This is a genomic window from Tenacibaculum soleae (assembly GCF_030549005.1).
In the GTDB taxonomy this organism is placed as follows: Bacteria; Bacteroidota; Bacteroidia; order Flavobacteriales; family Flavobacteriaceae; genus Polaribacter; species Polaribacter soleae.
This window is the reverse complement of sequence record NZ_JAUOSW010000010.1, coordinates 25,456-50,366: the sequence shown is the minus strand read 5'-3', so window position 1 is coordinate 50,366 and position 24,911 is coordinate 25,456. Positions and strand designations below refer to the sequence as shown.

The following is a 24,911-nucleotide window of genomic DNA, read 5'->3' as shown; positions in this document are numbered from 1 at the left end:
GATGAAATCAATTATAAAGAAAAATAATCTTCAAAAAGGACTTGTTTTAATTACAATGGCCTTCATACTACAAAGCTGTTTTGTAGCAAAAGATTACGTAAGACCAGAATTAAATACTGAAACTGAAGCACTGTACAGAACAGAAAATTTACCTAAAGATAGCGTGTCTATTGCAGATGTATCTTGGAAAAAATTGTTTTCAGACCAATACCTTCAACAATACATTGCAGAAGGTTTACAAAACAATATGGACGTTCGTATTGCTTTACAACAAATAATATCTGCAGAAGCTTATGCTAAACAAGGTAAAGCAGGCTATTTACCTTCTGTAAACGTAGGAACAAACTGGACACATCAAATGCAATCTAAAAACACTCAATTTGGAGCTTTTTTAACAGATAGATCTACAGATCAGTTTGATTTAACTGCAAATCTATCTTGGGAAGCAGATATTTGGGGAAAAATAAGAAGCAATAAAAGAGCTTCGCAAGCAGCTTATTTGCAAAGTGTTGCTGGTCATCAATTAGTAAAAACACAATTAATCTCTAGTATTGCAAACACTTATTACAATCTTTTAGCTTTAGATGAACAATTAAAAATAACAAAGCAAACCATAGCAACAAGAGAAAGTGGTGTTACAACTATAAAAGCATTAAAAGATGCTGGTCAAGTAACTCAAGTTGCTGTAGACCAAAATATTGCACAATACAATAGTGCAAAAACTTTACAAGTAGATATAGAAAGTGCTATTTTTAAAACTGAAAACACATTAAGTATTCTATTAGGAAAAACACCTCAAAATTTTAAGAGAAGTACTTTAGATCTTCAGAAAATAGAACAAGAAATTGTTCTTGGTGTGCCTTCTAAATTGCTAAGTAATAGACCAGATGTAATGGCTGCAGAATTTGGATTAATTCAGTCATTTGAGTTAAGTAATGTAGCTAAAAGTAACTTATACCCATCATTAACACTTACAGCAGATGGTGGTTTTCAAAGTTTAGATATAGATGATCTTTTTAGCTCAAATTCTCTATTTACAAACATCATTGGAGGTTTAACACAACCTATTTTTAATAAGAGAAAGTTAAAGACACAAAAAGAAGTAGCACTTTCACAACAAGAGCAATCTTTACTTCAATTTAAAAAAACTTTATTAATTGCTGGTAGTGAAGTTTCAAATGCTTTATTCTCTTATGAGTCTGAAGTTAGAAAATTTGAATTTAGAAAAAATGAAGTTGAAGCACTACGTAAAGCAGAAAATAATTCTGAAATTTTACTTAAAAATGGATATGCAAATTATTTAGATCTATTAACAGCAAGGCAAAGCGTATTAAGTGCTGAACTTAATATTATAGACAGTAAACTACAACAATTGATTTCAATTGTAGATTTATACGAAGCTCTTGGTGGAGGTTGGAAATAAATAAATTATTATGATTACTAAAGCAGATTTGTTAAAATTTTCTATCACTAAATTTACCCAATGCGGAAGCAAACAAGTAACGTTAGATGAAATTGCAAATACGCTTGGTATTTCTAAAAAAACAATTTATACTTATTTTAATAATAAAGAAGAACTAGTTACTTCTAGTTTAGATAGTTTATTAAATGAATATAGGCAAGATATAAATAATGTTGTTGAAGAAAACAATAACGACCCTATTTTATGTGTTGTATTAATTTATAAAAGAGGGTTTGAGTATTTAAAATACTTTAACCCCTCTTTTCTTTTTGGTTTAAATAAATACTACCCAAAAGCAAGTGCTTTGTTTGACGTATTTATTGAAGAATTATCTAATAAAACAGTATACAATCTACTAAAAAAAGCACAAATCTCTGGTAATATCAAACCAGAAGTAAACTTAAAATTAATAGTTAAAATTTATTTTTTTAGAATTGACAACCTTGTCTTTAAAGAAAATAACTTATTTGACCTGTATAATAAAGATGAACTTTTTAAACATTTAGTAATTTATAACCTTAAAAGTATCTTAAGCAACAACTACTTTAATGCCTACTTTGAGTAAATTAAAAAGCATAAATTAAGTTATATAGCCACCTTTTCAACGAATTCTAATTTATCTACTACGAATTCTAATTAACTTCAAATTACACCTTACTTCCTCCCTAATTTTGACTGTATAAAACAAGTATTATGTGGTCAGACAACAATTATTCATCAGTATTAAAAATGTATTTAAGTAAATACAACAGCTTAAAATTACAGATAAATAACAACGGATTAATAGCTTCTGTTGAAAAACAAAAAAATGGTCAATGGTTTAGTGACAGGAACTTGCCTAACATTTTAAATAAATTATCTACAAATTTTAATTTAGAGAAAAATGTAACCATCATTTTACAACAATAATAAATAATAACCTCAAAAATAAAACCTATGAAACAACACATTTTAAAAGTAGGCATAGTAATGGGATTACTACTACTAATCGGAACATTTACAAGTTGTGATGAAACAAAAAAAAATACACAAGAGCTGGGAAATATTGCTAAAAAAGAAGAAACCGCAAAAGAAATTAATGTAACCTCTAGAAAACCAATTGTATTTATTGCCGGATACGATAAAAGTGATGGTAAATTTTACGATAGCGCAAGGGCTTATTTTAAAGAAAAAAACTACCGTGTTATCAACGAAGAATATTCGTTGGAAGAAATTATAACCTGGATGAATAAAAATGCTACTGAAAATCCGTATGGTGATATTCATATCGTTAATTACAGTAATCCTTTTAAAGGCATGAATCTTGAAACGGTGATAAATGGTGCCAAAATCACAACGGAATCTTTACAAAAAAGTATTAATAAAAAATCGCTTCCAAAATTAAACAAAGGAATTAATTCAAATACTAAGATTGTATTTCATTCAAATGGATTGGGAAAAAAAGATGAATTATTAACTAATTTAAAAAGAGTATTTTCTACTGATAAAGTTCCGCAAATAGTTGCCTCTCCTTACTTTAACATTTTTGGAGGTGAGTTTTCTAACCATTATTTAGCGCAACCATATTATGTATTTTATCCAACAGCTAATTCGCCAGGCACAGTAGATTTATCGAAAGAAATTGCAAAAAAATATCCAAATGAAAAAGAAATAGATTGGTTTTCGGCCTTAACAAATGAAAGAGAACGTTACATCGGCGAGCCATACACACAACAGTTTAATATCCCTATTAATTTAGAGCTTGATTATTTACATTCAGATAATGAAATACCAACCTTTGTTATGCAAGAAGAAATTATGGATTTTATAGCTAATGATGATGACTTAATGGTAAAAATAAATAAGTTAAATATTCCTGTAGAAAAATACAGATGGACTTACAAAATAAAAGGAAGTAAACTACTTATTAAAGGAAAAACATCAGTTTTATGTGTGTTAAAACCTTTAACAAAACCTTACGGAGACCTAAAACACATAAAACCAGATACCAATAACAAGCGTTTATACGCTATGAAATAAATTAAATAATTGGGGAGAACGTCATTGTAATTAAAAAAGTAATCAATAAAAAAGATTACTCAATTGCAATGACGTTTAATTTAATTAAGTTTGTTAATATGAAGTTTTTAAATTATTTATTTTTTCTTTTTTTTACCACAATTGCAACTCAAACAATTGCTCAATTAAACATTTTTAAAAACTATAATTTAAAGGACGGTTTACCTAGTTTAAATATAATCGACATAACGCAAGATAATGACGGATATCTATGGTTTGCTAGCAACAAAGGTATTACTCGTTTTGATGGAATAGATTTTATCAACTACAAAAACAAATTAGCAGCTAATAATACAACTACAATAGCAGCTACAAAAAACTCTTTGTATATTGGAACAAACAATGGTTTAAGTATTAAAAACAACAATGATTTTTACAATTTTGAAGATAAAAAAATCAACTGTATACTAACAACACCAAAACATACTTTTTTAGGAACCGAAAAAGGAATATTAAGAGTTCGTGAAGATTTTCTTTCAAATATTAGAACTAACTTTCAAATTGATTTAAATACCATAAATGACCTAAAGTTTAATGGCGAATTTTATTGGGTAGCTACCAATAAAGCTTTATGGAAATTAGACAACTTAATTAACCCTACCCTATTAAAAAGAATTGATTTAGATCATTATACCGCTATTCTTTTTGATGAAAATAAAACTATTGCAACAACTTATAACAATGGTGTTAAGTTAATTGTAAATGATACAATTAAAACTACTATTGGCTCTATAAGAAGCACTACAAACATTAAAAATATTAACAATCAATTTTGGGTTATTTCAAAAAATGAAGGAATTGAAATATTTGATAAAAACCTGCTTTTTGTAAAAAACATTAACAAATACAATACTTTAAAAACCAACCGTATACATACGGTTTTTCAAGATCAACAAAAAAATATTTGGATTGCTACAAAAAATCAAGGTGTTTATAAACTAAAAAGTAAAACAACTCTCAAATCAAAACCAGTAATTACTTTTCAAAATATTGAAATTGTTTACAAATCTTTAGATAGCATAAATATTAATAAATACAATAAAACACTACCATTAAAACCTACCGAAAATCACATATCTTTTACCTATAAAACAGTAAACATAAATGCTCCAAAAAACATTTTATATCGCTACAAGCTAAACAATAAATATAGCAACTGGACAAACAAAAATACTGTTGACTTCCCATATTTAAATCCTGGTAATTATACTTTTACCGTACAATCTAAAATAAGTAAAACTATAAGTAAACCTATACAATTTCATTTTTTTATCGATACTCCAATACATCAAAAAAAATGGTTTAAACTTTCTTTAATCGCTTTTGTAGCACTATTTATTAGCACTTTACTTTACACTTACATAAAAAGAATAAGAGCTAAAAATAAAGCTAAAATTGATAAGTTAAAACTAGAAAATCATTTGTTATCGCTCGAACAAAAAGCCTTGCAATTACAAATGAATCCACATTTTATTTTTAATGTTTTAAACGGAATTAAGGCCTTAGGAAATAACGGAAAAATAAAAGAATTAAATACTACAGTAGGAAAATTTGCAACCTTATTAAGAGGAATTTTACACAACTCTAGACAAGAAGAAATTAACTTATCTGAAGAAATAACCATATTAAAAAACTATATAGAATTAGAACAACAAATGAGTTTACACTCTTTTGAATACGAAATTAATACAACTTTAAATTTAAACGCTGAAGAAGTTTTGGTGCCACCAATGCTTATACAGCCTTTTATAGAAAACAGTATTAAACACGGAATTAACACTATTAAAAATGGAAAAATAATCGTTAACTTTTATAGTAAAAAAAGTTTTTTACACTGCTGTATTATTGATAACGGTATAGGTATTCATCAATCAAAAAAGCAACAAAACTCAAAACAACATAACTCTTTAGCTATATCAATTACTAAAGAACGTATTAAAAGTATAGCTAAAAAAAGTACTTTTAATGCTCATGAAATTAAAGAAAAAGATAGCATAATTGGAACCAAAATTGAATTTAAAATTCCTTTAAAAACTGATTTTTAACTATGAAAAGAAGAAAATTTGTAAAAAAATCAATCCTCGGATTACTTGGAACTGGATTTGTTTGCGGATTATATAGCTGGCAAATAGAACCATTTTGGTTAGAATTTGTTCAACAAAAAATGCCTATAAAGAATCTACCCACAAACCTTATCGGTAAAACTTTAATGCAACTTAGCGACATACATGTTGGTAATCGTTTTGATTATAGCTATATTATTGACTCATTTAAAAAAGCACAAAAACAAAATCCTGATTTTGTAGTATATACTGGTGATTTTGTAACCTATGAAAACGAGCAACAATTTGAGCAATTAAAAGAAGTTTTAAAACATGCTGTTAAAGGTAAAATAGCAACAGTAGCCATTTTAGGAAATCATGATTATGGTAAAAACTGGCGTCAAGCCAATGTTGCAAACACGATTTCTTTATTATTAGAAGAAGTTGGTGTTACTGTTTTAAGAAATCAACAAAAAGAATTTAACGGTTTAAACATCATCGGTTTTGATGATTATTGGGGACTAAATTTTAACCCAAAACCTGTTATGTTACAACATGATGCAAAAAAAGCGAACCTTGTACTATGTCACAATCCTGATGTATGTGATTTAGATGTTTGGAATAATTATAAAGGTTGGGTTTTAGCAGGACATACTCATGGAGGACAAGTAAAACCTCCTTTCTTACCGGCTCCAATGCTACCCGTACAAAACAAAAAATACACCGCAGGTAAAATTGTTTTAAATGATGGCAGAACATTATATATAAACAGGGCTTTAGGGCACTTATGGCAGGTTAGATTTAATGTAAGACCAGAAATAACGTCGTTTAAATTAACTGATGTATGAAAAAATTAACCGCAATTTTAGTAGAAGATCAACCTAACGCGTTAGCTATGCTAAAAAATGACATTCTAACATTTCATTCTGAAATAACAATAATTGGCACCGCTAAAAGTGTTGTTGAAGCATCTATTTTATTAAGAAAAAAACAACCTGACATTTTATTTTTAGACATTATGCTTGGTGATGGTACTGGTTTTGATATTCTTGAAATTCACCCAGATTTATCGTCAAAAGTTATTTTTGTAACTGCAAGTGATGAGTTTGCGGTCAAGGCTTTTAAATTTGCTGCCATTGATTATATTTTAAAACCTTATACATCTGAAGATTTATCAAACGCTATTAACAAAGCTAAAAATCAACTAAAACCCGACAAAGAACAATTAACCGTTTTACAACAATCAATAAAACAACCCAATCAACGCCCTCAAAAAATTTCTCTAAGCACTTCTGATAAGATTATTGTTGTAAATCTAGATGATATTATACGTTGTAAGTCCGATAATAACTATACTGAGTTCTTTTTAATTGAAAATCAAAAAATTTTGGTAGGCAAAACACTTAAATATTTTGCCGACATGTTAAAAGAGTTTGATTTTATAAGAGTACACCAAAGTCACTTAGTTAACACACAGTATATCAAAGAGTTTATAAAATCTGATGGCGGTTATTTAGTTTTAAAAAATAAAAAAACAATTCCTGTTTCTGTTCGAAAACGACAAGAAGTTATTTTAAAATTAGAAAAAATATAACCGTTTTTTACTTTTTTAAAACAAATTATAATAAAAATGTTAAAATTTTATTAATTTTTTACTTATTTTAGTCAGATAAAATAATACGTATATGGTTGCTCTTAAACCCGAAAAAGGCAGATTATTAATTGCTGATCCAACTATTTTAAATGATAGTTCATTTAAACGAACCATTATTTTATTAACCGAACATACTTTAAAAAGTGCTGTTGGTTTTATTTTAAACAGACCTTTAAATTATGTTTTAAACGATTTAGTACCTGAAATAGATTGTGATTTTACAATTTATCAAGGTGGCCCAGTTGAACAAGATAATTTGTATTTTATACATAAAGTACCACAACTAATTCCTAACAGTATAGAGGTTGCTAATGGTATTTATTGGGGTGGTAATTTTGAATTATTAAAACAGCTTTTAATCGAAAACAAGTTAAAACCAACAGATATTCGGTTCTTTTTAGGATATTCTGGCTGGGAAACAAATCAGCTTGAAAATGAATTAAATACAGATTCTTGGTTTATTTCAGAAAACGACTACAAAAATATACTAACCACTAATAATGAAGGTCTTTGGAAAGAAAAACTACTACAAAAAGGTGGTAAATATAAAATTTGGGCTAATGCTCCTAGCGATATTCAAATGAATTAACCTGTTATTGTTAATAATTTAAGGCTACTTTTTATTTTATCAGTTATTATTGATGTAAATACTTTTTTTCGATAATTAGTAACAGGTTGAATACCTATAATCGCATTGGTTACAAAAACTTCATCAGCTTTTTGTAATTCAAACGGAGAAATCACAGTTTCTTCGATAGTATAATCAGGATGTTTTTCTAAAATTTCAATTACTTTTTTTCTAACAATTCCTTTAATACAGCCTTCATTTAAAGCAGGCGTTTTTATAACATCATCTTTTATAATAAAAACATTTCCATTGGTTGCTTCAACAACTCCTTTCCGCTCATTTAATAAAATACAGTTATCTAAATCATTTTCATCTGCAAAAATAGCTGACAATGTATTTAACATTCTATTAGATGTTTTTATTGTTGATAACAAGCCAGAGTAGTTATAAAAATCTTTATATAAATCGACTTTATAATTTGATTTTTCAACATAATTAAACTCTGAAGCTTCAATTAAATAATCTATTTCGTTTGATTTTGGGTTATAAAAACCGCCATCTTTTCTATAAACTGTTAATCGAACCCTATATGTACCAACACCTGAAAGCTCTTTTGTTATTCTTAAAATTTCTTCTTGTAAAAACTCTAAGGTAAATTTCATCGGAATTTTCATACGTAGCATTCGCATTGATGCCATCAATCTAAAATAATGATCTTCAATAAAAACAACTTTAGTATTTACTACTTTTATGGTTTCAAAAATAGCATCACCATATTTAAACGCTCTATTATTAGTAGATAACTGTAATGCTTTTTCTGTTATTATATTTCCATTAAAATTTACCATTCCTCAAAAAAATTTGATTGCAAATTTACAGCTTAGCTTATTAGTAGCCATAAAAAAACTCGACAAAATGTCGAGTTTTTATTATCAGTTCTAAAAGATTATGCTCCAATACTATGTTTTAAACTTTCTATTTGGCTTTCCCATAACATTTTTGCTTCATCAACAGCATCTTCATCATCTGCAAAATCGGTTACAATTACCACCACATCTTTTGTTAAAGGGTCTACTTGTATTCTAAACTCAAAATAACTTTCGTCATCTTCACTTTCTTCCCATTTAAATTTTATACGCTCATTGGTCTTTTTTGCTAAAATTTTTGCTTCTTCTTCAGAATCATCCCACATAAATGTGATTAATTTCCCGCGAGAATTTACTCTATCTGCAAACCATTCTTCTAATCCTGAAGGAGTTGCTAAACAGTTATACAACATACTTGGTGATGCATGTATAGGAAACTCTAATTCGAATTTTACTTTACTCATTTGTTTTTTCTTAAGTTGGCAAGATATATCTTTATTTTTTTAAAAAAAAACTTCGTTTTTTATTGCTTAATAGCAAATAAGTTCTATATTTGCACCCGCATTCGGCGAGGTAGCTCAGTTGGTTAGAGCGCAGGATTCATAACCCTGAGGTCGGCAGTTCAAATCTGCTCTTCGCTACTGATATTCTGAAACCCTATTCAAATAGGGTTCTCAGAGTATTTTTTTTAAAAACACCGTGTCAAAAACTTACCATTGATTATCATTTATTTTACAGTCGAATTAACAATTTGATGTAAAAAAAAAATGTCTAAATCTCAGAATTCAAAAAAACTTATTGCCTTTGTAGATTACATTCCTGCAGAATTGAAAGAAAATAAAACTTGGGAAATTGTCTATTATGCTATTGATCCGTTAGAAACGGATAGTTTTAAACGTTTAAAACGTAAAAGGAACAGAGTAAAACCAATATCAAATATTACCGAAAGGAGAAAGTTTGCTAAAAGAATAATAGCCAACTTAAACGAAAAACTAGCAAAAGGCTGGACTCCCTTTTTGCATGAGCAAAATGTAAAAGTATATACCAAACTTTTTGATGCTTTTGATATTTTCATAAAACAATTAGAACAAAAAATATCAAAAGGCGCGCTACGTAAAGACACTTTACGTGCTTACAGTAGTTATATTAAAAATATAAAGGGTTTTTATGAAGCTGAAGGGAAAGAAGATTGTTTTGTAACCGATTTTAATGAAGAATATAGCAGAAAGTTTTTAGATGTAATTTTTTACGAACGTGAAAACTCGGCAAGAACTCACAATAATTATTTAGGATTTATTGGTGTTTTTACAAGATGGCTGATAAAACGGCGATATATTAATGTAGATTTTACGAGCCTTTTATCAAAAATAAAACAAGGAGATAAAAAGAGAACCATAATACCACAGCAAGATAGAGTTGGTATTTTTAATTATCTAGAGAAAAAAAATTTTCATTATGGCGTGCTTTGCCAAACGGCTTTTTATTGTTTAATACGTAGAACTGAGTTTACGAAACTAAAAGTAAAAGATGTTATACTGGCTAACGGAATTATTAACGTACCTGCAGAAGCAAGTAAAAATAGAAAATCGCAAATAGTTACTATTCCTTTAGATATAATAAATTCTTTAGCCACACATCTTAGCACCGCTAATAATGATGATTATTTGTTTTCTTGCAACAATTATAAACCCGGTAAAGAACAATTAACACCTCGTAAAATATCATACACTTGGGACAAACTAAGAAAAACGTTAAAATTAGCCGATACATATCAATGGTATTCTTTAAAAGATACTGGTATAACAAACTATTTGCAGTTAGGTATACCAACAATTGATGTAAAAAATCAAGCCAGACATTCCTCTATTCAGCAAACAGAAGAATACTTGCCTAAAAATATTTTTAAAGCAATTGGTAATATTCAATCAGCAAAATTAAATTTTTAATAAAAAAAGCAGCATCAGAAACCTCTTAAAAAGTTTCTGATTCTGTATTTACTTCCCACAATTTTTTTGAGATTCTTTTTTTACGAATCGATTTTATTAAGTGCTTTTTATTGTACTTAAAAATGCCTTGTTTAATATTTAATACTTCAGATACTGGTAGTGTAAAACTATCTTTATACGTTTCTGAGTTGGCTCTGAATTTTAACCATTTTTGCCAAAAATTTAAAAATATATCCTGAACATTTAGCTTAACATTATCAATATTATCTACAGATAAAGGCTCATCAGCTATTAAACCATCATATAAAGTTAGCATTATGTCGGTTTCTTCTTCTGGGTAAACACCTGTAACGGTTCCGTAATTTTCTTTTACCTCTAATGGAGTTACATTTAAAGTTAACTCTTCGGTTTCGGCATCAACAAAATCGGTTTTATCATAAATTTGCCCAGTTTTATCAACCATAATCTCAGTATCATCTTTACCTGAGTATTTTAAAACAAATAAATTTTGTTTGCTTAATGTTCTTTTTTTATCAGGATCTTCTAAATGAGATTTATCTGCATAAATTAAATCATCTGTAATGTTTTCTAAATAATTAATATAAACGGCATTATCAGTATAATCGAACCTTAAATTTTGCCAATTTTTAACTCTATTTACTAAATCTCTAAAAGTAATATTAGGTAAATAATCGGCTAATGAATAGGTGGTAGGAAATATATTTAATTGCCCTTCTTTATACTCATATTTAAAATTATTATAATTAGCTATTGATCCATCTTGATAAGATAAACGCAATTCCACCTCAATATCGTAATAAATAGTAGTGTTAACAATATTAATGCTTAGTGTTTCATTTATAATCACCTGCTTGTTTTCTGAAAAAGCATCATACAAAACAACGCCATTCTGTTTTACCGTTAAATGAAAATACCTTGCAATTGCGTTAGACATATTTAAACGCATTTTTAAAGTAAAAGAGCCAATATCAGTTGGCGTGTGTATTCTTTTATAAACATTTACGGTATTTCCATTAATTGTTTCTTGAAATGTAAAATCTGAAAAACTATAATCAGAAAATTGCGATTCTGAAAACTGCTGAAAAAACAACTTTGGCACTAAAACAAGCTTCTTATTTAATTTTTTATTTACAAAATCGCCACGCATTTCCAACCCTTCAGAAGCAAAACCCACTCGTAAAACTTCTAGTAAATAAGGCATTGGGCACATTACATTTTTATTTAAAGCAGTATTTACTCCTTCTACATTTTCTATACTATTGGTTGGAAATTCCCATTGTGAAGTAGTAGCGTTAAACTTATAGTTGTTCAAATAATTATCAAAAGCCTCATAATTAGTTTCTTCTTTTAATTTAGGCCTAAATATTTTAACAAAATTATGAGTAGCTTCTGGCCATTGTTTGGTTAATTGATTTTTAGCAAAAGTAGGCAAGCCACCTTGTGCCAAAACAACAGGAAATGGTAACTGAATTAATTTCTTATCAAAAACGGCTAAAACTTCTTTACCGTAAAACAATGTTAGCTCGGCAATAGTATCTTCTATTTCATTGATTGAAATATAGCCTTCGTAAAAGCTATTATCTACAATTACATTACCGTATATTTTATTAGCATAAGAACTAACATTATTAATATTTACCAAGCCTAATTTCTCAGCTACTTCGCCTGTTAATGAAATGCTAAAAGGCATTGAGAATGATTTAGAAATACTATCTGAAAAATAATTGCTATTTTCTTGTAACGAAATGCCTTTATTGGTTAAATCTAACTCAAAATTAAGTGTTTGAAATTTTATCATACGATGGCTTTTGTAAATTTTAAATCATAAGATTTATCGTGTTCTCTGGTCTTATAAATTTCTAATGTTTTGGTAGTCATTATTATTGCTACCCAAGCACCTTTTAAAAAAATAAAGGCTTTTTTAGATTTTAATAGCTCTGATAACCACTCTTTTTCTTGCTGAGAATACATGTTACCAGTGTTGACGGTGTATTTATAACCAACAGCTAATTTTGTTATTTTTGTATGTTCTTTATTTGCTACCTGTACAGCGGTTGTTTGTTTAGTTACATCAATAGTTTCTGTAAAAAAACCTGTACATTCAAATATTTCGAAATTATTCCATTCATTTTCAAAAGCCAACAAAGTATGCTCTACTGCAGGTTCTTTTATAATTACATTGGTTATAATGTTCCCGAAATTAATAGCGATAGTGTTACCCATTACAAGATTTAAATCTTCGAGGTTTATAATAGCATTGTAAGTATATAAATTACTTGCAATGGCTGCGCTAATTGTTGCAGTAGCATCACCAGTTATTTCTATTGCATCTGGCAACGAAAGTGATAGTATAGAAAGCGATAAAACTGCTTTGTTTGTTACATAAATAGTATTTGGCGTATAGCACAACTTATTTTGTGTGGTGGGTGTGTGGCCATTTAAAAAACGAACATTGCTATATTGCCCTAATGGTGTAATTGCGCCAGATATTTTGTTTTCTATCGCTGATGCAAAAGAAATATTTAAAGGAGCAATATTGTTTATAATTCGACTTGTAAAAACATCGGTAGGATTGGTGGATTGTAATAAATCGGTAGTTTCATCACCAATTAAAACAGTTGCAACTCCCTTGTAAAAAGGCGCTTCTTTTTGATACGGTAAATTATTAGTAGCCGTTGCTGTAACAAAATCTAACACTAAAAATGTGTTATCAGCTACATTAGTAACTTGCAACTCATTTAAATCTTCAGCAAAATATAAAGTTTCACTGGTAATGCCATCTTCTAAAAAAGCAATAACTTTTAAAGAAACATATACTTTTTTTATAATATCGTTTGTCCTAAATTCTACAAAACCTGTGTAAACACCTACAGCTAAAGCAACTGAGTTTACGCTTATTTTTAAATTATGAACACCACTTATACCACTTGTAGCTGATAAAGAAAGCCATGGTTGAGATATAACTGTAGACCAATTGTTTGAAGTTTCTAAATTTAAATTAAATTCTTTATCGTTAACCTCATTAAACTCTGAAACAAACTCTAAATTTCGTGGATTTACATATAAAAAATTAGTAGGTGTATCTCCTTCATCAACAACAAGTGTTACTATAATAGTTTCTTGGCCTATACCATCTCCTATAAACACTTCTGATTCATAGGTGCCAACAGTTAAACTGCTAGGATCTACTCCTATTACCAAACTACTATTACCTACTCCTGTTGTTGGTGACAATGTAACCCATGATTGTGCAGCATTAACTGACCAATTAGACTGTGCTACTATTTGTGCTATTTTATTGCTAGGTAAAGAGTTTCCAATAGTGTAATTAAATAATAAGTTGGTAGGGGTTACGTTTAATAAAACCCCAGGTATAATTGCTAATGAAATTTTAAAAGTGGGTCTCGAATATACATATGTACGGGTAGCGGTTGGAGGGCTAACCTCACTAATATAACGAACTCTTATTTTAAGACTAGTATCGTAATTCCCTTCTGCCATTGACAACACATAGTTTTCTTTAATTTTAACACTGAAAGTTGTTTTCTTTTCAGAACGAGAATACTTAAAATTTACTACTTCTAACCATGGTGGAATTGCAGATACGATATCAACCTCTACGATGTAAAATAACGAATTATCAAAAAATTTATGATTATATACAATATGATGAGTTTCTATAGGAGTAACAAATTTTCTGAAATTAATAGTTAAATCTGTTGGTGTAAATGTTGACATTTTTTAATTTTTTGAGGCGTTAATAGTATCGTCTAATTTTTTGGCTAAAGCTCTTCGTTTTCGTTCGTCATCTAGGGTGTAGTTTAAAACAAAACCGCTTTGTATTTCTTCTAAAAGTCTTTCTAAAACATTTATTAAAAACATACTTGTTGGTTGCGTGGTGGTTTCTTCTGGTAAAGGTAATTCGGTTGTTGCGCCACCTTCTGCCAATGAAGGAATTGGTTTACCAGTTCTTTTTGCTTCTAAATACTCTACTATGCGAGGTGTTTCGGGCATTTGCATTACTGGTTTGGGTATCATGTATTCATCTGGATGAATCATTGCTAATTGCCCACCAATACCATCCATACCGCCAGTATAAGAACCGCCAAATGTATAACCTCCTTTGTCTAAAGATTTTACTTTGGATGCACTAGATGTTGCACTTTTTACTGCTGATATAATTCCTATTGCTTGCGCAGCAAACCCTATTAATAAGGGTATGTTTTGAGGAAAACCAACCTTGGCTGTATTTGCTTGACCTTCGGCGATAGCTACAGCAGACTTTGCTTTTAAAACGCCTAATTGAATTAACATATCTTTTGCAGCTAACACTCCTTTTGCAGCTATTAATGCCTGCCCAACTTTTGTTTCGCTACCAGCTAAACTAATTACACCGTTTAAAATGTCAGTTTTTAATTTTTTCCGCCCAGCTAATTCCTTTTCGCGTGCTTTAGCATTATCAGCTGCTTGTTTTTCTTTATATTTTTTATTGTCTTTTAAGAATTTATCGTTCCATTTTTTATCAATAGCATCTAGTTCTGCATTTTTTTTATCAGCAAGGCTTTTTAATAATTCTGTTTCATTAAATGCATCTTCTTCTAATTTGGCATATTTAGCTTCTAAATTTAGTTCTTCTTCTAATTGCGCTGCTTCATCTTCAGATAAATCTTCTAGTTCTTTTTGTATTTTATTGTCAGCATCCCACTGATCTAGCCATTCTTTTAATTTTTGTTTAGAAGCAATTATTTTTTTGTCTTCGGCAGTCATTTCGCCATCACCTTCTGAGGTATCGGTTGTTGGAGCAGCTCCTGTATCATCAAGCGTTGTAGAAGTTGTATTATCAGAAGTGAAATCATTTAAACTTAAACGTTTCATTTTGTTTTTGCCTGAAAATGCATCGTATATATCATTAGCATCTTTTACTACCTCATTTTTAAGGTCTTTTACTAAATTAGGTACAACAGAAAAGCCTTTTGTAAAACCTTCTTTTATTTTATCGGGATTAAAAGTAAAAACACCTTCTATAATATCGCCTAATGATTTAAAGCCATCCCAAACGTTACTTAATAAAACACCTATTATTTTAAATGAACCTGTTGCTGCTTTACCTAAACCTAATAATATTGCTGAAAAAACAGCACTTTCGTTGTTTAAATCAACTGCCCAATTGTAAACATCAACGCCAGTTTCTAGTATTTTTATTAAAATTTTTGTTCCAAATAGTTTTGCTTTATCAACTAATAAACCCCAACCTTTATCGCTTGCTAAAAATAATGTGGCGTTTAAATCTTTTAATCTTTTAGTTGCTGATGCTTGGTCTGCTAATAATTGCTCGCTTTGGGTAAGTTCTCTTTGTTGCTTATTTAGTGCTGTATTTAATGCTTCGAAAACTTTAACGGCTCCACCAGCATCTTCTCCTGCCCCCTTCATTAAACCGGCAGTTAATTGTGCATTTTGCTGTACTGAAAGATTTGCTTTATCTGATTGTTTAGCTATTTCAGACAAGGCTTGTTTAGTGGTGGTTTTACCAGTATTAACACGTTTTAATAAATCATCTGTAAATGCGGCTCCGAAAGCACTTACTAAGGCATCTTTAGTTGTTTTTGATTGTTCTTTTATTGCTAAATCTGCTTCTTTTATAGCATCTGGCAATTTATCTTTATAAATACCTAAATCAAACCCAGTAGATATTACATTTTTAAATTCGGTTGCCGAAAAACCTGCTTTATCAAAAAAGGTTCCGTATTCGTTTAAACTATCAAAATACTCGTCATTTTTTATTTGACCACGAGATAAACCTTCTTCTATAACAGTAAACGCTTCATCATAAGAAATTTTAAATTGAGTAACTAGCTTTTTAGCTGTTTCTAAATTCTTTTCAAAATCGCCACCATAGGTTTCTGCTAAACTTTCTGCTTGTATTCTTGCTTGGTTAGCAGCTGCATCTGTTAAGCCTGTAATAGCAGTAGTAACTTCTACGGCTTTTATTACCGCGCTATTATAATTTAACCATTGTTTAGCCGCTACACCAATACCAACTAACCCTGCTACTATTGCACCAATTGGTGTTGCAATAAATGCCCAAGCAGCTTTAACTGCGCCTTTTATACCTGTTTTTACACCGTTAAAACCTTCTTGTACTTGCAATAAATCGCCTGTTTTATAGCCATTTATTAAGGTGGAAAAACTGCTTGTGAATTTTGTAAGCTCTTTTTGTCCATCAGAAATACCTGCGGTGGTAAGTTTGGTGTCTTGACGGAATGCTTTTTGGGCGTTACGAGCATTGTCGTACTCGGTTTCTAACTCAGCAACGGCTTTGTTGTATTTTTTCCAATCTTCGGTGCCTTCGGTTGCTTTGTTGGCTGCGTTACGGTATTTTATTAAATTTTTACGAATACTGGTTAAAGTATTGTCTATCTCTTTACCGTTTATGTAAAGTTTTATACGTTGTGTAACTGGCTTGCTCATTAACTAATTATTTTTGTGGCTACTTCATGCCCTTTAATTTCGGCAAGTTCTTGTGCGAGTTTTTCAATAGTTGCTTGTGATTTATCAAATAAGGTTTGTATATTATTTAGTGGTTTTAAAGACATTGCTATTCCATTTGATTTAATTCCTTCAAAACCATAATTAAGTTTCATACCTACAGAAGTAGTGTATATTGTTAATGAATCTAGCTCGCCAAATTTCATTTGTGCTTTTACATGAGAATTTTTAAGAAGTGTGCCAGATTGTTTTAATGTTGCGGTACCTAAAATAGTTTTCCAATTTCGCTGTAAAGTTCTGGCGGCTTTTTGCCCTGCCTTTTTTTCTAATTCTTCATAATCTAAAACTGTGTTTTCGCTACTCATTTTGCCTTAATTTATAGCAATTTGGCACAATAATGTTGTTGAAAAAAGGACATAAAAAACCCACTTGAGTTGAGTGGGTTTTTACATTAATTTAATTGAAATAATATTTTGTTTCTAAAAACTTATCGCATTATAATTTACAGAAGGCCCTATAAAAAAACCATTGCAATAAAAACCAAAACCAAACGACAAGCCAACACCCCAACGTTTTGGTTTTTCTACAAAATTGAAGTTTTCAAAATCCGTGATTTGTATATTATCGTTAGAGCTTGTTATTTCGGTTCGATGCTCGCTGGTAAATAAACCTGTAGGTTTAACTCCTGTAAACGGAGTTATTGTTGCCTTGGCTCTAAAATCTATATTTAAACCGTTTTGGTTGGCAATTCCTTTTAAAGCATAGTCTTTTGTAAGTTTTTCGAATGTACGTTCGAAATTATAAGGTACAGGTTTATTAAACAACACATCAACACTATCTAATACAAACTCTAATTTAATATGTAAAGCATTATACTTTTTGCGCCAACCTTTTGCAGCTTCTTTAAACTGATTTGATTCTTTACTTTTTTCTGATAAGTAAACTTCTAGTTGCTCAGCCGTACCTTTGTAGGTGAGTTTTTCGGCTACTTCTAAACCAATTGCATTAATATAATATTCAATTGTATCTGCTTTCGCTAATTCGTTGTTTTTTAGCGTGGTTTTAAACTGTGCAGTTTCTTCGCACTGATTAAACAGCAATACCGATAATATAATTATAAGTGCTATTTCTATTGTGTTTTTCATTCTAAATAAGGTTTAGGGTCTACTAATTTGCCGTTTTTCCAAATTTGCACGTGTAAATGATTAATCATTTTTACTAATTTTTTACGCTCCGATTTTTTAAGTAGTTTGTTTTTTTTAGCTCTTTTAGCATTATGATATTTGGCAATATCCATAGCGTAGCCAACTCTTTGACCAGCGCAAACTGTTTGCCCAACTTTTAAATTAGCATGTTCTAAGTACATTAACCAAACTCGATAAGTATCATTTGTGACTTCCACATATCTAAATTGCAACGCATTTTTGTAAGCATACCCTATTTTTGTTACTACACCATCAATCATAGAAACTACACTTTCGCCAGGAACAGAAATTATATCATGTCCTTTGTGTTTGCGTGTTCCTCTTTTCGCTCCAAAATGCCCAAAACCTGTTGGGTCGTTTCCTCTGTCAATTATTTTTTTTAATGGTAGATGCATAGTTAATTTGCTATTTTATTAATTATACTCCTGTAAGTGGTGCTTACTTTAATATCTATTTCTGTCAACTCAATAGAATTAAAGCTAACATCATTATCTGTAGCTATACTCATATACACAACAGCATCATCTTCTTCTGTTAAATGATATCTCTTTACAAATTTTAAATAAGAAAATGTTATTTGCTCTTTAAAATATATGTTTTTCAGCAAGCCACTCCTTAGCTTCATTGTTTCAACCAATAAACTACCTTCCTTTTCTAACTCATGAAGCGTATGCAAATAAGGCTCATCTATTTCAACTCCTTTAAATTCCTGATCTATTTGCGTGCCATCGTCTTTTTCTCCAAATAACGCATATACTTTTTTAGGCTCTACTTTTCCGTTAATAGCTACAAATACTATCACTCTAGTCGCTTTAGTGTTTTTAAATAAAACTTTTGTTACAACTTCTAAAGAGCTGTAAAGCTTCATTTTCATTAAGTTAGACAATAAGCCGATATTAAAGCCTGACGCTGTTTTATCTTGCTTTAACGCTGTTATTTCGTCTTTCTGCTTCTTATCTTTTCGATCGGTCGCGTACTTGTAAAAACCAAACAAAACAGGCGCTAAAACCCCTGATAGCTGTAAAATATTCTCAATCATTTAAAAGGAATGGCTTAAATATTATTTTAATTGTTTGTTTTTTAGAACAGGAGTTCTATTTTGATGCAATTTGTACTGAATTACAGCACTTATAATAATCATATAAACCACAAAATCGGTAGTTTCAGGTAAATCAAAATTCATTTTTTGGCGCAAAACCTGAATTAAATAATCTCCTAACCTTAACGCCACCAACGACCAAAACAGTCCTTTAACGACATCAATAAGGTTGTCATTTAACCAAAATTTAAGGTTGAATTTTTCCTTACTTGGTAAATAATACAGTTTTATTGCTATAATTCCTTGCAAGCTCCAAAACATACCTGCTAACCAAACTTCTACTGACTGACTTCCTAATATTTGTTTTAATAATTCCATTTTTTAGGTGTTTTACAATTATTTTATCAAAATATAAGTATCACCATATACACGAATTAACGTCGCGCTTTGACCGATACTATCCTCATCACCAATTGCCAACGAAGTAGATCTACCGTTTGCAATTACATCTATAACAACACCACTACCCGCCACAAAATTAACAGCCTGACTTGTCGTACTAATTAACCACTTTCTATTTGTCACACCTGCAGGAATAGTTAAGGTTGCCGCTGAACCAAAACTTCCATGAAGATAACTCCCTTTAGCATCACTTAAAGTACCAAAAGTACTGCTCATTGTCATGGCTGGCTCAAAATCGGCAGGTGTTTTACCATTCCAAGCACCGATAAAATCATTTGCTGTTGCTGAACCAGTTTGTGTTGAGTTTCCTCCGCTATCAACACCCCATTTAGCTTGTGTAGTACCCGCATAATACCTAAGTAAACCACTTCCGTTTCCAGCGCCATATCCAAAACTGAAATTCCCTGTTCCGTTACCTAAAAAACCTAAAGAAGCGTTTAACCCTGTTACACGAAGTCCTTGATTTTCAAGTATTATATTTTCATTTTGAAAGTTAGTAGCTTTTAAACTCCCAGTCATGGTATCGCCAGACTTTTTAACAAAACTATCAGGGTTTAGATTACCGCTGTGATAATTAATGTAAATAGGTTTATCATCTCCAAATATAGAATTTTCATATACATTAGTATGTAATTCATTCAACAATGAACTAAAACCAAAATAAGAAGCTTCTAAAGAAGTGTACAAATCTATGTACACATATATAGATGCAGTGCCATCATTATTATTAACTACTCTAACTTGACTAAATGGTTTACCACTATCACTTTCAATGATAGTTTGTATATTTAATCTATTAGTAGAAGCTGAAGCATTAACTGTTACATACATAGTAGCCCCATTTGACATACTTGATTCAGAATATCCAGCTCCTCCTGTAAATTGAATAATACATCTTCTTGAAGTACCTATATTAAGCGTAACCACCTTACACCATTTATCACCATTTGAAGAAGAAGTGTTATCTGATACTTTCCATTTTTTAACAAAATTATCATCAACAGCCTTAGTAGTTGGATAACTTATATTATTAGGACTTATAAAATTTGGCGACTTGTTTATAGTTTCTTCTTTTTGAGCCAAACTTATACTAATGTCTTCTGTTAAACCATTTAAAAGCTGAAACTCTTCGTTCGACACCGAACCATCAGCAATTTTACTAGCATTGATATTGCTTGGCAAAGTTGTTAAATACCCATTATTAGCTGTAAAAGCATCTACTTGCGCTTCTGACAACTGCGTGTTAGTATCAACCGTGTGGTCGCCAATTGCGTAGTTTGCTAGTAAACTACTCATTTCGTTTCGGGTGAAATAATCACTTAAATCTACTTCTACCCCTTGTAAAAAAACAGACCTTGGAATTTTACGAACTTCATCATTTGGTGCTATAACCAGTAAACTGTCTGATACTACACCTGTGATAACGTTTTTAAGTTTAACCTTGGTGTTATGCACCGTGGTTTGAGCAAATGTTAAAACTGTAAATAGTAATGCTAAAAATGTTATTTTTTGTTTCATAATTTATTCTTTTTCAAATGTTAAAAATGGTGTTTCGGTTGATGTTGTTGTGTTGTACTTTACAACAACATCTCCTGTTTCTTTAAGCTCGACACAAGCAGTTAAATTTGGATTATCTGCATGTGTAAGCGTAATTTTGTGCGGTTGAATTTGCTTCTCTAACGCCGCAACTCTCTCTGTTAATGTTGACATATATTTGTTTTAAATTAATGGTATACCTTCTATTGGGTTTATCACGTTCCATGCCGCCCTATCATCTGCACTTTTGGTAGCATCTATACACATTGCCATTTGCCAAACTTCTGTTGCGCTCCATTGCACGTTATATACAATATCGTTGTTTTGGCGTGTTGATAATTTTGTTGGATCTGTGTTGTTTAGGTGCTTGTGTAATTGGTATTGGCGTGTTTTTATTGGTATGGATGGTGCTGGTGGATTGTTTAAAATATTATATCTGCTGTTTTGCCATATATATGATTTAAAATCATTTAAGGTGATGTATATCTTATTTGATACTCCAGGAGCTGGTAAGTTTGAAAAACTTGCTACATAAATAACATATTCGTTTGGTGTAACTATTACCCACTGATTGGTAGTGTCGTTCCAAATGGCTATTTGTGGTGTTGTGCCAGAGCCTACATCTATAATTGCATACGAGTTAGGCTCGCCAACAGGGTGTGCTGCTTCTAATAAAGATAAAGAGGTGTATACGCCATAGTTTTTATTTGGTGATGCAGCGCCTGTTAAACTATCTAAAATATTTGCATGATTTTCGGTAACTCTACCAATATCTTCAAAATCTTCGGCTGTTACCTCTGTGTTTCTATCAACTACAGGTCGAATATTGGTTTTATTTTTTGTTAAATCATTTAATCTATCTGCTACCATACCTATTATTTTATAAACTAAATGTGCTTTTTGTGTTTTTAAAACTTACTACCGCGCCTGCTGACTTTGGTTGATAATTAGTAAATAAAACAGGGTTGGCATTTATTAAATTAATTGCTTTTTTAAAATATTCTTCAGCAGCAACAATGCGCTCTTGTTTTAAATTAGATAACTGCACTTCTGTTAAAGGATTTGTTTTGTAACCCGGTAATTCATCAAACTGTTTGTACATACCAGATGCGGTTAATAAAAACGCTCCGCTTTCTACCGCTTTTGCAACGGTATAATGCACTTGACTGGCTTGTAAAAATTCTAACACTTGTTTTGTTGTAGTGTTTGCTTCTGTTTTAATTGTAGCTATTGTAGCTGCATTTAAAACATTGGTAAAGTATTGGTGGTGGGTTTCTAACATATAATGGCGTAGGGCTAAAAATGTTTGGCGGCTATTGGCAATACCAAACCACCTGTGAAATGTTTCTGTTTGGTTTACAAACAACTCGTTAAATATGGTGTAGCTTTCTGTTGCCGTCCAAGTGATAAAAGTATTGGTGTTGGCTTCCATTATTTTTAAGGCTTCATCAATTGCTTGCAAGCCTGCATCTAAAAGCGACCTTCTTAAATCTCTTATTTGCCACCATTCGGCAGGTTTAGAGTTGTTACTATTAACTACTGCAATACCACTATCTGAAACTTGTACGTTTGCGAGTGGCAGGTATATAAACCACGCTAAGTTTGCAGATGCTTCTCTTAATAATTCAAATACTTTAACTTCAATTATATCTGTTGGCACTGTAGTTACGTAATCGTTGTAAATTATATCGCCTACCAAGTTTTTAATGTACTTCCTGTCAGCTTGTTTTACGTAAGGCTCTAAAGATTCCCAACTAATATTTTTATTAACGGAAACGTATTTTTTAACATCATCGATTGTTTTTAATAGTGTTGCCATTTATAAAATATTTTGAGTTCCTGTTGGATTTACATCCAACGTTGTTAATTCGATATTACCAAAACCACCTTCTAATTCTTCATCCCAACCATTATAATCTCTTATAAATTGCCAAGGATATAAACTGATTTCTCTTTTACTTTTAAATAATGAGGTAAGTATTGAAAATGCTTCTCTTTTATCGGAGCCTGAACCTGTGTTCATTTTTCCACCAGGTATTCCTGCGCCTAATAAAGATGGATCTACACCTAAAGCAAACATAATTTCGGAATTGGCGGCAGACGCTTCTGGTAAGTAAGCGCCGTCTTTTAATTTATTGTCTACAGCTTCTACTTCGATACCTTTTACCCAATTTTGGTTTTGATCTAAATAGGTTACAGATTGGATAGATTTACCAGCGTTTTTATTACCAGACAAATGGCTATCGATAGCATTTGTTAACTGATCTCTAATTTCCTTGCGTTTTTCTGGTGTGTATTCTAACCAATCTGCACCATAGGTTCTTTTAAAATATTCTTCGGATATGTGAACGATATATTTTACGTTAATTTGGTTGGTAAATAATGCTTTTTTAAACTCCGGTATTGAGTTTGCAACGTCCATCCAACCATTATGATACACCGCATGCCAATCGGCTTCGGGATAATAGGTTTCGTTCATTAACGGATAAAAAGTAGGCATCACAAATTTGTGAATCTTCTTCTTTTTACAGTATTCTTTTACTTGATCGGCAGACCAATAAGAGTCTATTACTGGTATTTTTTCTACAAAATCACTTGTAACATCAGTATTCGCTTCCCAATTATGGCAATAGAAAATGTTTTCTATTAATCCTGTTTTTGGATTGATTGGTTGGTACCTGCATTTAGAAGCTTGTAACCTACGAGTGCTGTATATTTTACTGTAATCTTTAGATAAAATAAATTCGGGCTGCGATACATAAAAGGTTTCTAAATCGGCAATATGCTCGTTCCAAAATCGCTCTAATCGGTTGCGCTTAAAAAAGGTTTGTATGTCTTTACCAGCTTCTTTTAAGGTGATTATTTTCTTTTTTAATTTACCGTTAGCATCTCCTTCATTTTTATATAAATGAAAGCCTTGCCCATAATGGGTAGATTTTAAGAAGCGTAAACCTGCACTACCTGATCCGTTTAATCGTAGTGCTTGTAAAAAATTATCTGGGTATTTATTGTCGGCACCCCAAGGAACAAATGCCTTGGTGTTTTTGGTATTTGGATTTACAACGGTGTGCTTTGCTTTGGTATCACTACCAAAAGAAAACATAGCCTTAGAGCCAATTCCGAAAGCTACATCGCCGTGACTTATAAATTTACCCATTAATAGATTACTTTTTTATTGTTAAACTCGATTATAAACCGAATGTGTATTTTTTTTCGCTCGCCATTTGACAAGCGTATGTTTCTTGTTTTGTTCTGAAAATGATGCGGATTTTTGCGTTCTTTTAAAACTTTTGGCTGCATTGTTCTTAATGCTTCAACCGAGGTTATACGCTCTTGTTTTTCTTTCATTACCAAACGAGCTTCGGTATATGAATTTAACTTACCACCTTTTTTAGAATACCTATTTAGCGTTCGAACTTTTATTGCAAACGGTACAGCCTGCCCATCTTTATCGGGCGTTTTCATTTGCTGTAACACATCTTTTAAATATATAGTTTCGGCTAACATATAGGCAAGATGGAGAAACATTGCATCTAAAAAAAGGACATAAAAAAACCACTCGGTTT

At 30.8% G+C, this 24,911-nt stretch carries 25 protein-coding genes and 1 tRNA gene; 10 read left to right on the top strand and 16 right to left on the bottom strand.

All coding sequences use genetic code 11. The features are described from left to right. The first annotated feature begins 1 nt into the window (after position 1). From Q4586_RS12790 to Q4586_RS12755, 8 genes are all read left to right on the top strand, one after another. Positions 2-1,423 (top strand): efflux transporter outer membrane subunit, encoded by a 1,422-nt coding sequence (locus tag Q4586_RS12790; RefSeq protein WP_303529573.1) that lies wholly within the window; start codon positions 2-4, stop codon positions 1,421-1,423. A gap of 10 nt (positions 1,424-1,433) precedes the next feature. Further along, the gene (locus tag Q4586_RS12785; protein WP_068703761.1) at positions 1,434-2,027 is read left to right on the top strand and encodes a TetR/AcrR family transcriptional regulator; all 594 of its coding nucleotides are present in this window, start codon (positions 1,434-1,436) and stop codon (positions 2,025-2,027) included. A gap of 128 nt (positions 2,028-2,155) precedes the next feature. Next, a complete protein-coding gene (locus Q4586_RS12780; protein WP_068703759.1) occupies positions 2,156-2,371 on the top strand; it encodes a hypothetical protein in 216 nt (71 codons plus the stop codon). Positions 2,372-2,398: 27 nt separating this feature from the next. Then, a complete protein-coding gene (locus tag Q4586_RS12775) occupies positions 2,399-3,481 on the top strand; it encodes a hypothetical protein (RefSeq protein WP_303529572.1) in 1,083 nt (360 codons plus the stop codon). A 98-nt stretch (positions 3,482-3,579) separates the two neighbouring features. After that, a complete protein-coding gene (locus Q4586_RS12770; RefSeq protein ID WP_068703755.1) occupies positions 3,580-5,565 on the top strand; it encodes a sensor histidine kinase in 1,986 nt (661 codons plus the stop codon). A 2-nt stretch (positions 5,566-5,567) separates the two neighbouring features. After that, positions 5,568-6,410 (top strand): metallophosphoesterase, encoded by an 843-nt coding sequence (locus tag Q4586_RS12765; protein WP_068703753.1) that lies wholly within the window; start codon positions 5,568-5,570, stop codon positions 6,408-6,410. Then, entirely contained in the window at positions 6,407-7,156 is a 750-nt protein-coding gene (locus tag Q4586_RS12760; protein ID WP_068703751.1) for a LytR/AlgR family response regulator transcription factor, read from the top strand. The genes Q4586_RS12765 and Q4586_RS12760 overlap by 4 nt, the downstream gene beginning before the upstream one ends. A 91-nt stretch (positions 7,157-7,247) precedes the next feature. Beyond that, positions 7,248-7,805 (top strand): YqgE/AlgH family protein, encoded by a 558-nt coding sequence (locus tag Q4586_RS12755; RefSeq protein ID WP_068703749.1) that lies wholly within the window; start codon positions 7,248-7,250, stop codon positions 7,803-7,805. Here Q4586_RS12755 and Q4586_RS12750 read toward each other — a convergent pair. Together Q4586_RS12750 and Q4586_RS12745 are read right to left on the bottom strand one after the other, a co-directional pair. Beyond that, the gene (locus Q4586_RS12750) at positions 7,802-8,632 is read right to left on the bottom strand and encodes an aminotransferase class IV (protein ID WP_068703747.1); all 831 of its coding nucleotides are present in this window, start codon (positions 8,630-8,632) and stop codon (positions 7,802-7,804) included. The genes Q4586_RS12755 and Q4586_RS12750 overlap by 4 nt on opposite strands. 98 nt (positions 8,633-8,730) lie before the next feature. Beyond that, positions 8,731-9,114: an START-like domain-containing protein gene (locus tag Q4586_RS12745; RefSeq protein WP_068703745.1), complete on the bottom strand. Its 384-nt coding sequence runs from the start codon at positions 9,112-9,114 to the stop codon at positions 8,731-8,733. Positions 9,115-9,217: 103 nt separating this feature from the next. Here Q4586_RS12745 and Q4586_RS12740 point away from each other — a divergent pair. Continuing rightward, positions 9,218-9,291 (top strand) — tRNA-Met (locus tag Q4586_RS12740). Positions 9,292-9,417: 126 nt separating this feature from the next. Continuing rightward, entirely contained in the window at positions 9,418-10,596 is a 1,179-nt protein-coding gene (locus Q4586_RS12735; RefSeq protein WP_303529565.1) for a tyrosine-type recombinase/integrase, read from the top strand. A 25-nt stretch (positions 10,597-10,621) separates the two neighbouring features. Here the strand turns inward: Q4586_RS12735 and Q4586_RS12730 are convergent, their stop codons facing one another. The 14 genes from Q4586_RS12730 to Q4586_RS12665 all read right to left on the bottom strand — a co-directional run bounded on the left by Q4586_RS12730 (position 10,622) and on the right by Q4586_RS12665 (position 24,852). Then, positions 10,622-12,415: a hypothetical protein gene (locus Q4586_RS12730; RefSeq protein ID WP_303529564.1), complete on the bottom strand. Its 1,794-nt coding sequence runs from the start codon at positions 12,413-12,415 to the stop codon at positions 10,622-10,624. After that, a complete protein-coding gene (locus Q4586_RS12725; protein ID WP_303529563.1) occupies positions 12,412-14,355 on the bottom strand; it encodes a BACON domain-containing protein in 1,944 nt (647 codons plus the stop codon). The genes Q4586_RS12730 and Q4586_RS12725 overlap by 4 nt, the downstream gene beginning before the upstream one ends. A gap of 3 nt (positions 14,356-14,358) precedes the next feature. Then, on the bottom strand, positions 14,359-17,085 hold the full coding sequence (locus Q4586_RS12720; RefSeq protein ID WP_303529560.1) for a phage tail tape measure protein: 2,727 nt from the start codon (positions 17,083-17,085) through the stop codon (positions 14,359-14,361). Continuing rightward, on the bottom strand, positions 17,085-17,468 hold the full coding sequence (locus tag Q4586_RS12715; RefSeq protein WP_303529558.1) for a hypothetical protein: 384 nt from the start codon (positions 17,466-17,468) through the stop codon (positions 17,085-17,087). The genes Q4586_RS12720 and Q4586_RS12715 overlap by 1 nt, the downstream gene beginning before the upstream one ends. A 114-nt stretch (positions 17,469-17,582) precedes the next feature. Continuing rightward, on the bottom strand, positions 17,583-18,248 hold the full coding sequence (locus tag Q4586_RS12710; RefSeq protein WP_303529532.1) for a hypothetical protein: 666 nt from the start codon (positions 18,246-18,248) through the stop codon (positions 17,583-17,585). Further along, on the bottom strand, positions 18,245-18,703 hold the full coding sequence (locus Q4586_RS12705) for a M23 family metallopeptidase (protein ID WP_303529529.1): 459 nt from the start codon (positions 18,701-18,703) through the stop codon (positions 18,245-18,247). Before Q4586_RS12705 ends, Q4586_RS12710 begins: the two co-directional genes overlap by 4 nt. A 2-nt stretch (positions 18,704-18,705) precedes the next feature. Next, positions 18,706-19,347 (bottom strand): hypothetical protein, encoded by a 642-nt coding sequence (locus tag Q4586_RS12700; RefSeq protein ID WP_303529527.1) that lies wholly within the window; start codon positions 19,345-19,347, stop codon positions 18,706-18,708. A gap of 21 nt (positions 19,348-19,368) precedes the next feature. Then, a complete protein-coding gene (locus Q4586_RS12695) occupies positions 19,369-19,725 on the bottom strand; it encodes a hypothetical protein (RefSeq protein WP_303529524.1) in 357 nt (118 codons plus the stop codon). Between the two features lie 18 nt (positions 19,726-19,743). Continuing rightward, positions 19,744-21,327, bottom strand: coding sequence for a hypothetical protein (locus Q4586_RS12690; RefSeq protein ID WP_303529521.1), 1,584 nt, complete (start codon positions 21,325-21,327; stop codon positions 19,744-19,746). 3 nt (positions 21,328-21,330) lie between these two features. Beyond that, positions 21,331-21,519 (bottom strand): hypothetical protein, encoded by a 189-nt coding sequence (locus tag Q4586_RS12685; RefSeq protein ID WP_068703703.1) that lies wholly within the window; start codon positions 21,517-21,519, stop codon positions 21,331-21,333. 9 nt (positions 21,520-21,528) lie between these two features. Continuing rightward, positions 21,529-22,215: a hypothetical protein gene (locus Q4586_RS12680; RefSeq protein WP_303529516.1), complete on the bottom strand. Its 687-nt coding sequence runs from the start codon at positions 22,213-22,215 to the stop codon at positions 21,529-21,531. Positions 22,216-22,225: 10 nt separating this feature from the next. After that, positions 22,226-23,164, bottom strand: coding sequence for a DUF6712 family protein (locus tag Q4586_RS12675; protein ID WP_303529513.1), 939 nt, complete (start codon positions 23,162-23,164; stop codon positions 22,226-22,228). Continuing rightward, entirely contained in the window at positions 23,165-24,502 is a 1,338-nt protein-coding gene (locus Q4586_RS12670; protein ID WP_303529511.1) for a phage portal family protein, read from the bottom strand. It abuts the gene before it with no gap. Beyond that, entirely contained in the window at positions 24,502-24,852 is a 351-nt protein-coding gene (locus Q4586_RS12665) for a hypothetical protein (protein ID WP_303529509.1), read from the bottom strand. The genes Q4586_RS12670 and Q4586_RS12665 overlap by 1 nt, the downstream gene beginning before the upstream one ends. Between the last annotated feature and the right edge of the window lie 59 nt (positions 24,853-24,911).

What these genes read in the sequence shown, in the direction of transcription:
- Q4586_RS12790 (WP_303529573.1), top strand. Translation starts at nt 2, where the DNA reads ATGAAATCAATTATAAAGAAAAATAATCTTCAAAAAGGACTTGTTTTA.
- Q4586_RS12785 (WP_068703761.1), top strand. Translation starts at nt 1,434, where the DNA reads ATGATTACTAAAGCAGATTTGTTAAAATTTTCTATCACTAAATTTACC.
- Q4586_RS12780 (WP_068703759.1), top strand. Translation starts at nt 2,156, where the DNA reads ATGTGGTCAGACAACAATTATTCATCAGTATTAAAAATGTATTTAAGT.
- Q4586_RS12775 (WP_303529572.1), top strand. Translation starts at nt 2,399, where the DNA reads ATGAAACAACACATTTTAAAAGTAGGCATAGTAATGGGATTACTACTA.
- Q4586_RS12770 (WP_068703755.1), top strand. Translation starts at nt 3,580, where the DNA reads ATGAAGTTTTTAAATTATTTATTTTTTCTTTTTTTTACCACAATTGCA.
- Q4586_RS12765 (WP_068703753.1), top strand. Translation starts at nt 5,568, where the DNA reads ATGAAAAGAAGAAAATTTGTAAAAAAATCAATCCTCGGATTACTTGGA.
- Q4586_RS12760 (WP_068703751.1), top strand. Translation starts at nt 6,407, where the DNA reads ATGAAAAAATTAACCGCAATTTTAGTAGAAGATCAACCTAACGCGTTA.
- Q4586_RS12755 (WP_068703749.1), top strand. Translation starts at nt 7,248, where the DNA reads ATGGTTGCTCTTAAACCCGAAAAAGGCAGATTATTAATTGCTGATCCA.
- Q4586_RS12750 (WP_068703747.1), bottom strand. Translation starts at nt 8,632, where the DNA reads ATGGTAAATTTTAATGGAAATATAATAACAGAAAAAGCATTACAGTTA.
- Q4586_RS12745 (WP_068703745.1), bottom strand. Translation starts at nt 9,114, where the DNA reads ATGAGTAAAGTAAAATTCGAATTAGAGTTTCCTATACATGCATCACCA.
- Q4586_RS12735 (WP_303529565.1), top strand. Translation starts at nt 9,418, where the DNA reads ATGTCTAAATCTCAGAATTCAAAAAAACTTATTGCCTTTGTAGATTAC.
- Q4586_RS12730 (WP_303529564.1), bottom strand. Translation starts at nt 12,415, where the DNA reads ATGATAAAATTTCAAACACTTAATTTTGAGTTAGATTTAACCAATAAA.
- Q4586_RS12725 (WP_303529563.1), bottom strand. Translation starts at nt 14,355, where the DNA reads ATGTCAACATTTACACCAACAGATTTAACTATTAATTTCAGAAAATTT.
- Q4586_RS12720 (WP_303529560.1), bottom strand. Translation starts at nt 17,085, where the DNA reads ATGAGCAAGCCAGTTACACAACGTATAAAACTTTACATAAACGGTAAA.
- Q4586_RS12715 (WP_303529558.1), bottom strand. Translation starts at nt 17,468, where the DNA reads ATGAGTAGCGAAAACACAGTTTTAGATTATGAAGAATTAGAAAAAAAG.
- Q4586_RS12710 (WP_303529532.1), bottom strand. Translation starts at nt 18,248, where the DNA reads ATGAAAAACACAATAGAAATAGCACTTATAATTATATTATCGGTATTG.
- Q4586_RS12705 (WP_303529529.1), bottom strand. Translation starts at nt 18,703, where the DNA reads ATGCATCTACCATTAAAAAAAATAATTGACAGAGGAAACGACCCAACA.
- Q4586_RS12700 (WP_303529527.1), bottom strand. Translation starts at nt 19,347, where the DNA reads ATGATTGAGAATATTTTACAGCTATCAGGGGTTTTAGCGCCTGTTTTG.
- Q4586_RS12695 (WP_303529524.1), bottom strand. Translation starts at nt 19,725, where the DNA reads ATGGAATTATTAAAACAAATATTAGGAAGTCAGTCAGTAGAAGTTTGG.
- Q4586_RS12690 (WP_303529521.1), bottom strand. Translation starts at nt 21,327, where the DNA reads ATGAAACAAAAAATAACATTTTTAGCATTACTATTTACAGTTTTAACA.
- Q4586_RS12685 (WP_068703703.1), bottom strand. Translation starts at nt 21,519, where the DNA reads ATGTCAACATTAACAGAGAGAGTTGCGGCGTTAGAGAAGCAAATTCAA.
- Q4586_RS12680 (WP_303529516.1), bottom strand. Translation starts at nt 22,215, where the DNA reads ATGGTAGCAGATAGATTAAATGATTTAACAAAAAATAAAACCAATATT.
- Q4586_RS12675 (WP_303529513.1), bottom strand. Translation starts at nt 23,164, where the DNA reads ATGGCAACACTATTAAAAACAATCGATGATGTTAAAAAATACGTTTCC.
- Q4586_RS12670 (WP_303529511.1), bottom strand. Translation starts at nt 24,502, where the DNA reads ATGGGTAAATTTATAAGTCACGGCGATGTAGCTTTCGGAATTGGCTCT.
- Q4586_RS12665 (WP_303529509.1), bottom strand. Translation starts at nt 24,852, where the DNA reads ATGTTAGCCGAAACTATATATTTAAAAGATGTGTTACAGCAAATGAAA.